The 13,491-nt window shown below is 63.7% G+C and carries 17 protein-coding genes; 11 read left to right on the top strand and 6 right to left on the bottom strand.

What is annotated here, in order from left to right:
* Nucleotides 1-47 precede the first annotated feature (47 nt).
* The 5 genes from ACFQT0_RS03190 to ACFQT0_RS03170 all read left to right on the top strand — a co-directional run bounded on the left by ACFQT0_RS03190 (nucleotide 48) and on the right by ACFQT0_RS03170 (nucleotide 4,574).
* The gene (locus ACFQT0_RS03190; protein ID WP_380200337.1) at nucleotides 48-416 is read left to right on the top strand and encodes a hypothetical protein; all 369 of its coding nucleotides are present in this window, start codon (nucleotides 48-50) and stop codon (nucleotides 414-416) included.
* A gap of 209 nt (nucleotides 417-625) precedes the next feature.
* Complete coding sequence (locus ACFQT0_RS03185) at nucleotides 626-886, top strand: hypothetical protein (RefSeq protein WP_380200335.1); 261 nt, start codon at nucleotides 626-628, stop codon at nucleotides 884-886.
* Nucleotides 887-1,041: 155 nt separating this feature from the next.
* On the top strand, nucleotides 1,042-1,899 hold the full coding sequence (locus ACFQT0_RS03180) for a hypothetical protein (protein ID WP_380200333.1): 858 nt from the start codon (nucleotides 1,042-1,044) through the stop codon (nucleotides 1,897-1,899).
* A 57-nt stretch (nucleotides 1,900-1,956) separates the two neighbouring features.
* Complete coding sequence (locus tag ACFQT0_RS03175; protein WP_380200331.1) at nucleotides 1,957-3,615, top strand: YfhO family protein; 1,659 nt, start codon at nucleotides 1,957-1,959, stop codon at nucleotides 3,613-3,615.
* 44 nt (nucleotides 3,616-3,659) lie between these two features.
* Nucleotides 3,660-4,574: a 1-aminocyclopropane-1-carboxylate deaminase/D-cysteine desulfhydrase gene (locus tag ACFQT0_RS03170; RefSeq protein WP_380200329.1), complete on the top strand. Its 915-nt coding sequence runs from the start codon at nucleotides 3,660-3,662 to the stop codon at nucleotides 4,572-4,574.
* On the opposite strand, the gene ACFQT0_RS03165 is transcribed toward ACFQT0_RS03170, so the two are convergent.
* Complete coding sequence (locus ACFQT0_RS03165; protein WP_380200327.1) at nucleotides 4,536-5,732, bottom strand: hypothetical protein; 1,197 nt, start codon at nucleotides 5,730-5,732, stop codon at nucleotides 4,536-4,538. The genes ACFQT0_RS03170 and ACFQT0_RS03165 overlap by 39 nt on opposite strands.
* Before the next feature lie 97 nt (nucleotides 5,733-5,829).
* Here ACFQT0_RS03165 and ACFQT0_RS03160 point away from each other — a divergent pair, with 97 nt between their 5' ends.
* Both ACFQT0_RS03160 and ACFQT0_RS03155 read left to right on the top strand, forming a co-directional pair.
* On the top strand, nucleotides 5,830-6,381 hold the full coding sequence (locus tag ACFQT0_RS03160; RefSeq protein WP_380200325.1) for a DUF4230 domain-containing protein: 552 nt from the start codon (nucleotides 5,830-5,832) through the stop codon (nucleotides 6,379-6,381).
* Complete coding sequence (locus ACFQT0_RS03155; protein WP_380200323.1) at nucleotides 6,345-6,509, top strand: hypothetical protein; 165 nt, start codon at nucleotides 6,345-6,347, stop codon at nucleotides 6,507-6,509. Before ACFQT0_RS03160 ends, ACFQT0_RS03155 begins: the two co-directional genes overlap by 37 nt.
* Here the strand turns inward: ACFQT0_RS03155 and ACFQT0_RS03150 are convergent.
* From ACFQT0_RS03150 to ACFQT0_RS03140, 3 genes are read right to left on the bottom strand one after another with little or no spacing between them, the layout of a single operon-like run.
* Nucleotides 6,479-6,661: a hypothetical protein gene (locus tag ACFQT0_RS03150; protein WP_380205893.1), complete on the bottom strand. Its 183-nt coding sequence runs from the start codon at nucleotides 6,659-6,661 to the stop codon at nucleotides 6,479-6,481. The two genes, ACFQT0_RS03155 and ACFQT0_RS03150, sit on opposite strands and share 31 nt — an antisense overlap.
* The gene (locus ACFQT0_RS03145; RefSeq protein ID WP_380206148.1) at nucleotides 6,585-6,839 is read right to left on the bottom strand and encodes a hypothetical protein; all 255 of its coding nucleotides are present in this window, start codon (nucleotides 6,837-6,839) and stop codon (nucleotides 6,585-6,587) included. Before ACFQT0_RS03145 ends, ACFQT0_RS03150 begins: the two co-directional genes overlap by 77 nt.
* Nucleotides 6,812-7,444 carry a hypothetical protein gene (locus ACFQT0_RS03140; protein WP_380200321.1) on the bottom strand — a complete coding sequence of 211 codons (633 nt, stop codon included), beginning with the start codon at nucleotides 7,442-7,444 and terminating at the stop codon, nucleotides 6,812-6,814. The genes ACFQT0_RS03145 and ACFQT0_RS03140 overlap by 28 nt, the downstream gene beginning before the upstream one ends.
* Between ACFQT0_RS03140 and ACFQT0_RS03135 the strand changes: the two genes are divergently transcribed.
* Nucleotides 7,415-7,897, top strand: a complete 483-nt coding sequence (locus ACFQT0_RS03135) for a hypothetical protein (protein ID WP_380200319.1) — start codon at nucleotides 7,415-7,417, stop codon at nucleotides 7,895-7,897. The genes ACFQT0_RS03140 and ACFQT0_RS03135 overlap by 30 nt on opposite strands.
* A gap of 97 nt (nucleotides 7,898-7,994) precedes the next feature.
* On the opposite strand, the gene ACFQT0_RS03130 is transcribed toward ACFQT0_RS03135, so the two are convergent.
* The gene (locus ACFQT0_RS03130; RefSeq protein WP_380200317.1) at nucleotides 7,995-8,498 is read right to left on the bottom strand and encodes a regulatory protein RecX; all 504 of its coding nucleotides are present in this window, start codon (nucleotides 8,496-8,498) and stop codon (nucleotides 7,995-7,997) included.
* Nucleotides 8,499-8,610: 112 nt separating this feature from the next.
* On the opposite strand from ACFQT0_RS03130, the gene ACFQT0_RS03125 reads away from it, so the two are divergent.
* The 3 genes from ACFQT0_RS03125 to ACFQT0_RS03115 all read left to right on the top strand — a co-directional run bounded on the left by ACFQT0_RS03125 (nucleotide 8,611) and on the right by ACFQT0_RS03115 (nucleotide 12,292).
* A complete protein-coding gene (locus ACFQT0_RS03125) occupies nucleotides 8,611-9,534 on the top strand; it encodes a DMT family transporter (RefSeq protein WP_380200315.1) in 924 nt (307 codons plus the stop codon).
* Between the two features lie 128 nt (nucleotides 9,535-9,662).
* Complete coding sequence (locus ACFQT0_RS03120; RefSeq protein WP_380200313.1) at nucleotides 9,663-9,917, top strand: hypothetical protein; 255 nt, start codon at nucleotides 9,663-9,665, stop codon at nucleotides 9,915-9,917.
* Complete coding sequence (locus ACFQT0_RS03115) at nucleotides 9,866-12,292, top strand: DUF5686 family protein (RefSeq protein WP_380200311.1); 2,427 nt, start codon at nucleotides 9,866-9,868, stop codon at nucleotides 12,290-12,292. The genes ACFQT0_RS03120 and ACFQT0_RS03115 overlap by 52 nt, the downstream gene beginning before the upstream one ends.
* 102 nt (nucleotides 12,293-12,394) lie before the next feature.
* Here ACFQT0_RS03115 and ACFQT0_RS03110 read toward each other — a convergent pair whose 3' ends face one another.
* Nucleotides 12,395-13,480 carry an amidohydrolase family protein gene (locus ACFQT0_RS03110; protein ID WP_380200309.1) on the bottom strand — a complete coding sequence of 362 codons (1,086 nt, stop codon included), beginning with the start codon at nucleotides 13,478-13,480 and terminating at the stop codon, nucleotides 12,395-12,397.
* Nucleotides 13,481-13,491: the final 11 nt, after the last annotated feature.

Raw genomic sequence — 13,491 nt, 5'->3', positions numbered from 1 at the left:
CGCGGCCGGACCAGCGTTTTATCAACAACCTACCTTTTGCGATGCCTATGAAACTGCTGCCTTCCCTGACCGCTGGCCTGGCCGGAGCCGTGGCCCTCACCGCTCTCCACGAAACCGTGCGCCGCCTGCGCCCCACCGATGCCCCTCGCATGGACGTGACGGGCATGCGCGGCCTGCGCAAACTGCTGCGCAAAACCGAGGTCCCGCAGCCCGACAACGCCACGCTGTACGGCCTGACCATGGCCGGCGACCTGCTCAGCAACGGCATCTACTACAGCCTGGTGGGCAGCGGGCGCCACACGGTGCGCCGGGGCCTGCTGCTGGGCGTAGCTGCGGGGGTAGGGGGCGTGCTGCTCCCGGGCCCGCTGGGGCTCGACGAAGCCCCCAGCAACCGCACTCCCCAAACCCGCTCATGACCGTGGCGTGGTACACCCTGGGCGGACTGGTGGCCGGAGCCGTGGCCCGGCAGCTGAAGCGGAGGAATAAAAGGCGGCGCAGGTAGCGCAGGCAACCGGACATTTGCGGCTGGCTGCGCCGGCACCAAACGCCGGGCAAAGTATGTTGCTGGCTCAACCGTCAGCAAGGGCCGGTTGTACCTTGCGGCAGCATTTACGTTTCTTTCTCTATGCGTTTCTGGCTCATCTTAATTCTGGTCTTTTTTGCCCTGCGCTACGTGCTGCCCATCGTGTTGCGGCTGGTGCTGAGCAGCTTTGTGCGCAAGCAAATGCGCAACGGCGGCTTTGTGGTGCCTCCGCAGTCGCAGCCTGGCCCGCCGACCACTCCGGGCCAGGTACGCGTGGAATACACCCCGCCCGTCGCGGCCGAGAATGAAAAGCCCCAGGGATTTAAAGGGGGAGAATACGTTGACTTCGAGGAGGTAAAGTAGAGCGAGGCGGAGGGAGGCAGCGCACCGGGCAGGCGGCCGGGAAAAGCAGAACGGCAAAATTGAGCTGAAAGCAGAATGACGGCCCGGTAAGTTGAGCCTTCGCACGGTTCTACTGTACCTTCGGGCACGTTTTTGTGTTTTCTAAAATTGCCCTGATGGCTGCTGTTGCTTCTGCTTCTTCTGTTTCGTCCGCGCCGTGGTGGCGCCGGGCCTTGCCCCACGTGCTGGCGGTGCTATTTTTTGTGGTGCTGGCGTGCGTGTATTTCTCACCCATCATGTTCGAGGGCAAGACCTTAGCCCAGCACGACATCACCCAGTTCCAAGGCGGCGCCCACGAGGCGCAGGAATACGCCAAGGCCATGGGTAAAGAAGCCCTGTGGACGAACTCCATGTTTTCGGGCATGCCTACCTACCTCATCAGCCTGCACTTTCCGGGCGACTGGTCGGGGTACCTGCAGAAAATAATGACCCTGGGCTTGCCTGCCGTGGTAGCCAACCTGTTCCTGGCCCTGCTCTGCGGCTACATCCTGCTGGTATCGTTGGGCGTGCGGTCGCTGGTGGCCGTGGCCGGGGCGGTGGCCTTGGGCTTTTCGAGCTACAACCTCGCCATTCTGGCTGCCGGCCACAACACCAAGAGCATTGCCCTGGCCTATGCGCCGTTGGTGCTGGGCGGCGTGCTCGTGGCCTACCGGCGCGATAAGTGGCTGGGTGCCGCCCTCTTCGCCGTAGGCCTCACGCTGAACGTGCGCGCCAACCACCTGCAGATTACTTATTACCTGCTGCTGCTGGTGGCCATTTTTGGCATCATTGAGCCTGGTGGCCGCCTACCGGGCCGGCCGCCTGCCCGAGTTCTTCAAGCGCACGGCGCTGCTGGGCCTCGGCGCGGCGCTGGCCGTGGGGGTGAGCTTCGGCCGTCTCTATACCACACTCGAATACAGCAAATACAGCAACCGCGGCCGCACCGAACTGAAAACGCCCCTGCCCACCGCGCCTGGCCAGGCGCCGGCCGCTGAGGGCGAAGAAACCACTCGGGCGTCGACCGCGACTACGCGTTCCAGTATAGCTACGGCGTGGGCGAAACCATTACGTTGCTGATTCCCAACTTCTACGGCGGTGCCAGCTCCATGCCGCTCGGCTCCAATTCCAATCTCGCCAAAGCCGGCCTGCCCCCGGAGTACCTGGCGGGCATGCCCACCTACTGGGGGCAGCAGAGCTACACGGCCGGCCCGGTGTACATGGGCGCGGTGGTTTGCTTCCTGTTTATCCTCGGCTTGTTTGTGGTGGAAAAGCGCACGCGCTACTGGCTGCTGGCCGGCACCGTCCTGTCGATTCTGCTGGCCTGGGGCAAGAACTTTGAGTCGTTCAACTACCTGATTTTTGACCTGCTGCCGGGCTACAACAAGTTCCGGGCGGTGAGCATGGCGCTGGTTATCGCGCAGCTGGCCATGCCCATCCTGGGCGCGCTGGCCTTGAGCCGTGTGCTGCGGCCCCGGACACCTCAGCCCCTCACCCCAACCGACCCGCAGCAGCACCCCGCGCTGGCCAAAGCCGCCGGAACCGCTGCGCCCCAGCTCACCGCCGAAGCTGCGGCTTTGCTGCCCAAGGTGCTCTATGCCGGCGCCATCACGGCGGGCATTTGCGTGCTGGCGTACCTGGCCAGCTTCACGTTCGACTTTGCCGCGCCCATCGACAACGAGCTGACCAAGCAGGGCTTCACGCCGGAGCTGCTCAGCGGCCTGCGTGCCGACCGGGCCGACTTGCTGCGCAGCGACGTGTGGCGCGGGCTGCTGTTCATCGGCGCGGCCTTGGGCGTGCTGTACTTCCACCTCAAGGGCCGCCTGAATGTCATGACGGCCAGCGGCCTGATGGTGGTGCTGGTACTGGTGGACTTGTGGGGCGTGGACAAGCGCTACCTCGGCAACGATAAATTCCAGCGCGAAACCATTGCCGAAGCCATTCAGCCCACCCCGGCCAACCAGATGATAATGCGCGACACGGCCCTGAGCTACCGCGTGTTCAACCTGCAAAATCCCTTCAACGAAGCCCAGACTTCGTACTTCCACAAGAGCATCGGCGGCTACCACGGTGCCAAGCTGCGCCGCTACCAGGACCTAATCGAGCGCCAGATTTCCAATAACAACCAGCAGGTGCTCAACATGCTGAACATGCGCTACCTCATCACCGGCGACCCCAAGCAGCCGGTGCAGCGCAACCCCGGCGCCCTGGGCAATGCCTGGTTTGTGAGCGAGGTGAAACTCGTGAACAGCCCCGACGAGGAAATGGCGGCGCTCAGCTCCTTCAACCCCGCCACCGAGGCGGTGGTCGACGTGAGCAAATTCCCGCAGCAAAAAGCCGCTACCTACAACGCGGCCGGCTCCACCGTCACCCTCACCAACTACAGCCCCGACGAGCTCAAGTATAGTGTCAACGCCAAGCAGCCGGGCCTAGTGGTGTTCTCGGAAATCTACTACGCCGATGGCTGGCAGGCCTTCCTCGACGGCAAGCCCGTGCCCCACATACGGGCCAACTACGTGCTGCGGGCCATGCAGGTGCCGGCCGGCCAGCACACCATCGAGTTCAAGTTTGAGCCCAAGTCCTACGCTGTGGGCAATGCCGTTTCGCTGGCCTCCAGCATCGCCTTGCTGCTGATGATAGTGGGAGCGGGCGTGTACGCCGCCCGGCGCAAGCAAACGAAGGACGAACTGGTGCCAGCTGAAGTAGTGGCCTAGCGCCAACTCAACGGATAGGTTCAGGCCTTCTAAGCAGTGAGGGAATGAACGAGCTTTTGCAGGAAATCAACGAGCCGGCAGCAAGCGCCCAAGGGGTGCGCTTGCTGCTGTGGCGCGACGATTTGGCGAACCATGACCTGCCCGGCAACAAGGCCCGCAAGCTCAAGTACAACCTCGCGGCGGCCCAGCAGCAGGGGCACCATACGCTGCTCACCTTCGGCGGGGCCTACTCCAACCACATTGCGGCCGTGGCCACTGCCGGCCGCCTGTTCGGCTTCCACACCATCGGCCTGATTCGGGGCGACGCACCGGCCAGCGGAACTGACCCGGCCTTGCTCAACCCCACGCTAGCCCAGGCTACGGCCGAGGGTATGGCCCTGCACTACCTCGGCCGCAGCGCCTACCGCCACCGCGCCGAACTCGATTTTCTGGCTGAGCAGCTTGCTCGTTTTGGCCCGGCCTACGTGCTGCCCGAAGGCGGCACCAATGCCCTGGCCTTGCCCGGCTGCGCCGAACTGGTGGCCGAGCTTCGCCAGCTCACCGACTTCGATGCGTTGGCCGTGGCCGTAGGCACGGGCGGCACCCTGGCGGGGCTGCTTACGGGCCTCGCGGGCCAGCAGCAGGCCGTGGGCGTGGCCGCCCTAAAAAATGGCAGCTTCCTGAGTGCCGAAGTAGACGCACTTACCCAGCAAACAGTGGGACAAACTTTCGCCAACTACTCGCTGCAAACCGACTATCATTTTGGGGGCTACGCTAAGTACTCAGTCGAGCTACTAAGTTTTATTGAGCTGTTTCGGGCGCAGCACGGGGTGTTACTGGACCCGGTGTACACGGGCAAGATGCTCTTTGCGGTACTAGACTTGATTAAAAAAGGCTATTTTCCGCGGGGCAGCACCGTGGTGGCTATTCACACGGGAGGCCTACAGGCGTGGGCGGGCTGGCGGCAGCGCTTCGGCTAGTTCCTCTTCCCGTTGGGCTGGCTGGAAGAAGGCCGCCGCGCGGGGTGCCAATCGCGCCGTAAGCTCTAAAGCGGCCAATACGAAGACCGCCGGCAGCACCGGGGCCAGAAAGCGTACGTCCCAGTCGTCCACGGTGAGCATGACGATGGCGGTTTGAAGCAGGAACATCGCGGCCAGGAATATCCGCGCCGGTCGCCAGATAGTTGCTCGTCGCGCGGCCAGCACGGCCAGGCAGTAGGCCGGCCACAGCACCAGCACGCCCACCACGCGGTGCGCCAGGGAGTAGTGCGGCTTTAGGTAGCTGATGAAAACGAACAGTTTGCCCAGCATGAGGCGCCCCAGGTACGTGGGGTTATGCACGGCGAAATACAGCACCCGCGCCGCGGGCCCGGTGCCCGCGGGCGGCATGTCGAGTGGCTGGGCTTGGTGCACGGCCCACGCCGGTAGCGGAAAATGAGCTCGCCCCGTTGGTAAGTGTCCATCAGGTAGTAGGTGGCGAGCCTGGTGGTTGAGGGCCCGCCACAGCAGGGGCGAGAGCAGCGCCAGCAAGAGCAAAGCGGCGTGCCAGGGCCGGCGGTTGGAACTGCGCCGCAGTAAGTCCAGCCCCGCCAAGCCCGCCGCCAGGGCCACCATAAAGCCGTTGGGCCGGGCCAGGGCGGTGAGCAACAGCACCACAAGGAGCCAGGCCCAATCGCGGCGCCGGCCATGCTGCACGCGGGTGAAGGCGCCGAAAGACAAGGCGACCAGGCTGATAAACAGGGATTCCGTGAGCAGAAATACATTGAAGGGCTGGATATCGGGCCAGCCGATGAAGAGCAGCGTGGCCAGGGCCGCCGCTTCGCGGCGGCCACCGGCGAGGCGGCGGGTGCCCCGGTAGATGGCCTGGGTGGCCAGGGCCGAAACCGCCATCTGCCCCGCCACTATCCCCCACCAGCCCCAGCCCAGCCCCAGCCAGATGCTTTGAAACAGCGGATAAAGCACGTAGCGCAGGTTGTGGCCCGGCTCGAAGTAGCCGCGCTCGGCGATGTTGGTGGCGTATTCGAGGTAGCGGGCGCTGTCGTTGGCGAAGTGGGGGCCGTGGAACTGGCGCAGGTACACCGCCTGCACCAGCACCCACAGCCCCGCCAGCAGGGCCGGGTGGTGCGGCCACAGGCGCAAAACCAGCGTACGAAAGAAGAAAAGCAAGCGCATCAATTGCAAAGCTAGGCGCCCGCCCGGCCCAACGCGCCACCGCCGCCTGCGTACTGTAGCGCATATGAACCTCTTCCGCCTTCTTTTTCGCCTGCTGCCGCTGCTGTTCCTGGTGGGGTTGGGCTGGTTGCTGTGGCGCAAGCTGGGCCCGGTACTCGGCGAGTTGGGCCCGTTAGAGGATGCTGGCCCCAAAATCACTGTAACCCACAACACGGTACTAACGCAGGTGGAAGCCCTGGGCCGGCTGGAGCTGGTGCGCTACCGCTTCAAGGACGTGGTGGAGTACAAGCGCCGCACCTACCGATTTTTGCCGGAGTCGAAAGTGGCGCTGATAGTCGGCGGGGAGGCCGTGGGCTGCATCGATTTGCGCAAGCTCAGGCCCCAGGACGTGGTGCTGGAAGGTGACTCGGTGGTGCGCGTGGCTCTGCCGGCCCCCGAGCTGTGCAACTTCCAAATCAACCACCAGCAGAGCCGGGTGTTCAGCACCGAAAACGCCTTTTTCAGGACGCTGAGCTGGTGGACGAAGGCTACAAATATGCCGAGGCCCAGGTGCGCAACGCCGCCCTGCAATCCGGCATCTTGGCTGAAACCCAGCGCAACGCCGAGCAGATTCTAGTGCCCATGCTGCGCACCCTCACCGGCCGCCGCGTGATATTGGGCCAGCAGCCTGCAGCTGCCCAAAACCGGTCCCAAGCTGTAACCATGGCCGGCGGCTACGCCGCAGCTTGCATCTTCTCGTTTTGACGGCGCAGGCGTTGGCACAGCACCCGCAAGACGTTGCGCAGCACCTCCGGCCGGTCTCCCATCACGTCGTAGAAATCATCCTGGTCGAGGCGGAAAGCCAGCACCGGCTCCAGGGCGCGCGCCGTGGCCGAGCGGGGCTCGGCATCGAGCAGCGCCAGCTCGCCAAAAATCGCCGGCCCGAAAAGTGATGAGCCGGTGCTCGCCGTTGTAGATGCCAACCGCGCCCTCGTGCACGATGAACAGCGACGCGCCCAGGTCGCCTTTGGCAAAAATCTGCTGGTCCGTGGCGTATTCCACCTCGTTCATAATGGGCACGATGGCGCTGAGCACATGCTCGGGCGTTTCGGCAAACAAGGCGGTGTTTTGGAGGATGCGAACCCGCTCGGCGGCGGAAACGCGGACGGAGTCGGAGAGCATGGCAAAGGAGGCGCCGCATGAGGCCAGTGGTGGAGCAAGGCTTGGTGAACAACGGGCTGGGTTTCGGCCAGGCGGCGCAGTGCGGCGATGGCGCTTTCGCGCACGAGCCGGTTTTGCGCGCGCAAATGGGGAAGGAGGGCTTTCACCGTGTCGGCCGTGGGTTTCCAGGATTCCAGGGCCTGGGCCAGGGTCCAGTCGGCAAACGCGGCCAGCCCCTGCACGGCCACTAGCTCGGCCACTGGCGGCAGGGCGGCGGGCGGCGGGCCCAGCAATTGGTCGAAAGCCTGCGCCTTGGCCAGGGGCGAGGCCGTGCCGAGCAGCGTTTGCAGGCCCTGGTACACCGGCTGGGGAATCAGGTGGCTGAGCAGTTCCAGTGCGGTAGCCTGGCGCTCGGGAGCGGCGTGGGCCATCACGTTGCGCTGCGCTTCGGCAATGAGCTGCGGCGAATAAAGGCGGACGAGCAGTCCAAACAGGCGGCTTTGCACGCCTTGCAGCTCGTAGGCCAGGGCCTTGGCCAAGGCCACTGGGGCCGTCGCCTGGCCGTGCAGCAGCTGCCGGGCCAGCGCAGCTCGCGCTGCACTACGGCTTCAAACACGGCGGCTTCGGCCGGCTCGGGCCTGGGGGTGGAGGCACGCAGGGCCGCGGCCCGGGCAAACAAGTTTTCGTTCCGAATCAGCTCCACCATCGCCTGGCGGCTGGCGGGGGTGTTGAAGAGGCCGGCCACCTGGGCCAGGCGGCGCAGCAGGGCCGCGTCGTTTGTGGCCAGCGCGCCGGGCAGGGCCGCGGCCAGGGCCGGTATTGCGCCGGGCCCCAGCCTGCTCCAGGCTCTCGGCAGCGGCGTGGTGCTGGTGCGGGTCGCCGAGGGCGGCCACCAAAGCGGGCGCGTCTTGGGCTGGCTGTTCGTCTGGGGCAGCTTCTTCGCCCGGCGGGATGCCCAGCAATTGCTGCAAGCTTTGTCGGAAACTCATTGACGGAAAAGGATATGACGCGAAGGACTCCGCTACGCAAGGTAAGGCGCGGGCTGCCGGCTATGTTTAAATGTGCGCGTGGGCTGCCGCCAAAGTGCGTTTATTCGTCGTCTTCCGGCGCTTTGCCCAGGTCATCGAGCGCGATTTTAATCAGGTCCTGCTCGTAGCCTTTGCCGGTGAGGTACTGCGAGATTTTCATGCGGCGCACGCGCGGGTTTTTCTCCTTTTCCTGGCGGTCTTTCTTTTCCAGCACCTCCACCAGGTTCTGGTAGTACTCCTCGCCGTCAATCTCCTTCATGCCCGACTTGATGCAGAACTCGCTGATGCCTTTCTGCTTGAGCTCCTGCAGAATGCGGCGCCGGCCCCACTTCTTCTGGCGGTAGTGCCCGCGCACGAAGGCCTGGGCAAACCGCTCCTCGTCCAGCAGCTTTTCCCGGCTCAGGCGAATGATGATTTCGCCGGCTTCGTCCTCGTCCAGGCCGTAGGAGCGCAGCTTTTGCTCCACTTCTTTCTGGGTGCGCTCCTGGTAAGCGCAGAAGGCGGCAATCTTTTGCAGGGCTTCGCCGGGCGTGTACTGCTTGGGGGTTTTGTCGGTTTTAAACATAGGAGTCGGTTAGCGGGAGCGGGTAATCCTGAACAATGCGCCCGGCACTTCGTTACCCAAGCCCGTGCTTTACGGCACAATATATTCTTCCGGCACTTTCCCACCCTGCTGCTTGAAACTGGAATTGACCCCCGGCATCCGGCTGATGCTGCTGAGTACCTTGCTGTTTGCGGGCATGAACGCCTGCGTGAAACAGCTCCACCACCTGCCCGCGCTGGAAATTATTTTCTTCCGGTCCATCTTCTCCATCGTGGCCAGCTACGCGGCCTTGCGGCGGCTGGGCGTAGCGCCGTTCGGCAACAACTACCGCTTGCTCATCAGCCGGGGCAGCACCGGGGCGGTGGCGCTGGTGTGCTATTTCCTCGCCATTCAGCACCTGCCGCTGGCTACGGCCGTCACGGCGCAGTACCTGGCCCCCATTTTCACGGCCGTGATGGGCATCTGGCTGGTGCGCGAGCCGGTGCGCAGCTGGCAATGGGTGTTTTTTGCGTTGAGCTTTGCTGGGGTGGTGCTGGTGCAGCAAGGCGGGCCCGCGACGCCCGCAGCCAGCGCCGCCGGACCCGCCGACCTGGGCCTGCTGTACCTGGGCATCGGTGTATTGGGCGCGTTGCTTTCGGGGTTGAGCTATAACGCCATCCGCAAGCTGCGCGGGCGCGAGCATCCGCTGGTTATCGTCTTCTACTTCCCGTTGATTTCGCTGCCGCTGGCCGCCGTGGCTTGCCTTTTCAACTGGCAAACGCCGCAGGGCACGGACTGGCTGTGGCTGCTGGCGTGCGGCGCCTTCACCCAAGGCGCCCAGGTGGCCATGACGCGGGCTTACCAGATGGAGCGCCTCAGCCGCGTGGCCCCGCTCAACTACCTGGGCATGTTCTACGCCCTCGGGTTGGGCTACCTGTTTTTTCACGAAGCCTTTGGGCCGTTGGCATATGCCGGCATGGCGCTGGTGCTGCTGGGCGTGGGCCTGAACGCCTGGTACACCACCCGCTTCGATGCCCGCGCAGCTGCCCTGGCCCCGGCCGAGGAAGTAGTGGCGTAATGGCGGGCGGGGGTGGTGCAGGAATAATACACCCGCAGGCAACGCTTTGGTCCCAACAAGCATCAGTTGTGCGCCGGGCGTAACTTGCTGATGCCTCTTCTTCTGCCTTTGCTCTTATGCCTTTGCCCTTGTTTCGCCTCGCTGCCCTTGCCTTCCTGTTGAGCTGGCTGCCTATTCTGAGTTACGCGGGAATTATCAAGGGAAAAGTGAGCGGGGCCAATAAGGAAGGGCTGGCCTTTGCCAACGTGGCGGTGCGCGGGGCCGCCACCAGCACCGGCGCCAACGAGCAAGGCGAGTTTCACTGCGGCTGCCGGCCGGGCAATACGAGTTGGTGTTTCAGTACGTGGGCTACCGGCCGCAGATTCAGCCGGTGCGCGTACTAGGCGGCGATACCGTGCTGACGCTCAATGTTGTGCTGCAGCCCGAGGCCTACAACCTGGGCGAAGTGCTGGTGAAGTCCACCGACCGCGACCCGGCGTATGCCATCATTCAGCAGGCGCAGCAGTGGCGCGCCTACCACCGGCGCGAAGTAGCCGCTTACCGCGCCCGTATCTACATCAAAAGCCTGGGCCGCATCAACGACACGCCGGCCAAAATCATGGGCTTATTCAAGCTGGGGCCCGATATCAAAAAGGGGATTTTCTACCTCTCCGAAAGTTTGTCCGACATCAGCTTCACCCAGCCCAACGTGGTGAAGGAGCGCATGATTTCGAGCCGGGTCAGCGGCGACTCGCGCGGCCTGAGCTTCAACCGGGCCAGCGCTGGCCGCAACCTCGGGTTCTACGAAAACCTGATAAAAATCCCCTTTTCGGAGCGCGGCTTCGTGTCGCCCATCGCGGCCAACGCCATGCTGTTTTACCGCTACGAGCTGGTGGGCAGCACCCCGCAGGGCGGCGTGACGGTGCACAAAATCCGGGTGATTCCGCGCCGCCGCACCGACCCCGTTTTCTCGGGCTTTATCTACATCGTCGACAATTCCTGGCGCATTCACTCCGTCGACCTGAGCCTGGACAAAGAGGCCCACATCGACTACGTCGACGACTTGCATTTAGCTCAACAATACACGCCGGCCCCCGGCAATGCCAACGTCTGGCTCATCCAGTCGCAGCAGATTCGGGCCAACTTGTCGGGCCTGGGTTTCAAGGGCTCCGGCTACATCACGGCCGTGCTTTCCAACTACGCCAATGTGGTGCCCACGTACCCTACGCCGCCCGTCGCCAAAGCCCCGCCCGTGGTAGTCGAAGCCAAAGAAGCGCCCGTGGGCCAGGAAACCGCCGCCCAAATCCGCAAGCGCAAGCCCGACCTGCGCGGCCTCAGTGCCCAGGTACGCAAGCAGGTGAAGCAGGCCCGGCGCGACTCCCTTAAAAACGACCCGTTTGCCCGCATGCCCCGCGGCGAAGTGCAGCTCATCGAAAAAGGCGTGAACGAGCGCGACTCGGCCTATTGGGACCAGGTGCGCCCGGTGCCGCTCACGGCCGAAGAGTTGAAGGATTACCACGTGAAAGACAGCACCGAAGTCATTCGCAAATCGCGCCCCTATCAGGATTCGCTCGATAAAAAACGCAATAAGTTCGAGCCCATCAACCTGGCCATCGGCGGCTATACGCACCAGAATACTTTTAAGAAACAGTCGGTAACGGTGCTGCCGCTGGCCCAGATTTTCCAGTACAACACCGTGGAAGGCGTGGTGCTCAACGGCCAGGCCATCTTCAGCCAGCGTACCGACGACCGTCGCTACTTCACCCTCACGCCCACGCTCCGCTACGGCTTCAGCAGCCGGGAGCTCAACCCCAGCCTGGCCGCCACCTGGCAGCTGCACCCGGCCAAGCTCCAGCAAATTGGGCTAGCGGCGGGCCGTACCATCGAGAACTTCGACCGCAACTCGCAGCTCACGCCGGCCATCAACACCCTGTACACGCTGTACGCCAACCGCAACTACGCCAAGCTTTACCGCCGCGACGGGGCCGAGTTCACCTACCTCACTGAGCCCCTAAACGGCCTCAACCTGCGCGCCACCGCCGGCTATTTCGACCGCCACGAGCTATCCAATACCACCGACCGCCTGCTCAACGACGTGCGCGGCCGCGCCTTCACCCCGAACCTGCCTGTGAGCGAGGAGCTGCCCAACACCAGCTTCGGCCGCAGCCAGGTACTCGCCCTGGGCCTGTCGCTCGACTACAAGCCCGGCCAGCGCTACATCAACCGGCCCGATGGCAAGTTCAACCTCGGCTCCAAGTGGCCCACCTTCAACGTGCAGGGCCGCTGGGCCGTGCCGCAGGTGCTGGGCGCCGACGTGCGCTACCTGCTGCTGCAAGCCGGCGTGCGCGACAACCTATCGCTGGGCCTGCTGGGCACCAGCAGCTTCCGCGTGAACGTGGGCAGCTTCGTGGGCCGCCAAGTGGGGCTGACTTTCGCTGACTACCGCCACTTCTCCGGCAACCAGACCATCCTGGCCGGCAACTTCAGCAACTTCCGCCTGCTGGACTACTACCGCTTCAGCACCAACAATTCCTACCTCGAAGCACATTACGACCACCACTTCAATGGCTTCATCCTCAACAAAGTCCCGCTATTGCGTCAGCTCAAGTGGCAGGAAGTTGCTTCGCTCAACTACCTCACCACGGCCCAGGCCGGCCACTACGTTGAGCTGGGCGTAGGCATCGAGCACATCCTAAAAGTGCTGCGGGTTGATTTCTACACCGCTCTGCAAAGCGGCCAGAAGCTGGGTACGGGGCTGCGGGTAGGGATAGGGTTTTAACCCGTGACGTTGTAAAGGCTTCCCGTATTCAGCGCGGTATTTTCATTAGGTAGTAAGCAAAAAGCCCCGGCCTGTCCCAGCCTCCTTGCAGACCACCCTACCTCACGGGTTTTTAATGGCCCGCATCATGTTGCTAAGGGCGGCGGTGGGATAGGCCTTGCCCCGTGAAATCACCGCATCGATTCGTTTGATGTTGGCGATGTTCTCCAGCGGGTTGGCGGTGAGCAGCAGCAGGTCGGCATCCTTGCCGGGTGCGATGGTGCCGGTGCGGTTGGCCACGCCCATGAACTTGGCGCCGTTGATGGTGGCGGCCTGCAGGGCCTGGGCGGGCGTGAGGCCGGCCTGCACCAGCATCAGCAGCTCGTCTTGCAAGGAGGCGCCGGGGTAGATGAATGAGTTGAACGGCCCACTGTCGGAGCCGGCCAGGATGGGCACGCCGGCCGCCTGCATCTCCGGCACAAGGCTGAAAAACTTGGCTTCGAGCTTTCTGCTAAATGCCTGAGCCGCGGGCGACTGCTGGCGGGCGCTGGCCAGCCGGCGGACGTAGGTGGCCTGAATCCTGGGGTCGATGTAAGCCCGCAGGGTATCCTGGGAATGGTTGTTTTCCGACAGCTCGCTCAGGGTTTTGCCGATGTGGAGCGTGGGCACGGCGGCCGTGTGGTGCTTGGCCATTAGCTTGAAAATGCGGGCGGCCGCGGCCGGGCTGTAGGTGTCGTACACGGCGGGCAGCACCGCAAACAGGCCCAGCGGCTTGGGCGTCTTCAAGCTGTTGCGCACCAGGGCTGTGAGGCTGTCTTCTTTACTGGAGCAGGCCTTGAACACGTAGTACAGGTGCTCGGTGGCGTCTAGGCCCCGTTTCACAGCCTCGGCCAGGGTCACGGAATAAGGCATATGGCCGGTGGTCTTCAGGCCCCGCTTCTGGGCCTGCGAAATGGTGTTCAGGTAGGCCGCGCCAGAGATTTTGCTGTCGTAAATCTTCACGTAGTCCACCCGCAGGCGCTTGAGCGAGTCGAGGGCTTTGCGGATTTGGGGCAGGGTTTCCACTTCCAGCGAGCCAGGCCAGTAGGCCTGCGGGCCGTCTATCTTGGGCCCGGAGGTGAAGATGTGCGGCCCGGCAAATTTGCCCGCCTCCATTTCATCCCGCCACTGCATCACGCTGGGCGTGAGGTCGCCGCCGGCGTCGCGCACCGTGGTTACGC

It is taken from the genome of Hymenobacter humi, assembly GCF_042665855.1.
In the GTDB taxonomy this organism is placed as follows: Bacteria; Bacteroidota; Bacteroidia; order Cytophagales; family Hymenobacteraceae; genus Hymenobacter; species Hymenobacter humi.
This window is presented reverse-complemented; position numbering and strand designations above follow the sequence as displayed.

What these genes read in the sequence shown, in the direction of transcription:
- ACFQT0_RS03190 (WP_380200337.1), top strand. Translation starts at nt 48, where the DNA reads ATGAAACTGCTGCCTTCCCTGACCGCTGGCCTGGCCGGAGCCGTGGCC.
- ACFQT0_RS03185 (WP_380200335.1), top strand. Translation starts at nt 626, where the DNA reads ATGCGTTTCTGGCTCATCTTAATTCTGGTCTTTTTTGCCCTGCGCTAC.
- ACFQT0_RS03180 (WP_380200333.1), top strand. Translation starts at nt 1,042, where the DNA reads ATGGCTGCTGTTGCTTCTGCTTCTTCTGTTTCGTCCGCGCCGTGGTGG.
- ACFQT0_RS03170 (WP_380200329.1), top strand. Translation starts at nt 3,660, where the DNA reads ATGAACGAGCTTTTGCAGGAAATCAACGAGCCGGCAGCAAGCGCCCAA.
- ACFQT0_RS03160 (WP_380200325.1), top strand. Translation starts at nt 5,830, where the DNA reads ATGAACCTCTTCCGCCTTCTTTTTCGCCTGCTGCCGCTGCTGTTCCTG.
- ACFQT0_RS03130 (WP_380200317.1), bottom strand. Translation starts at nt 8,498, where the DNA reads ATGTTTAAAACCGACAAAACCCCCAAGCAGTACACGCCCGGCGAAGCC.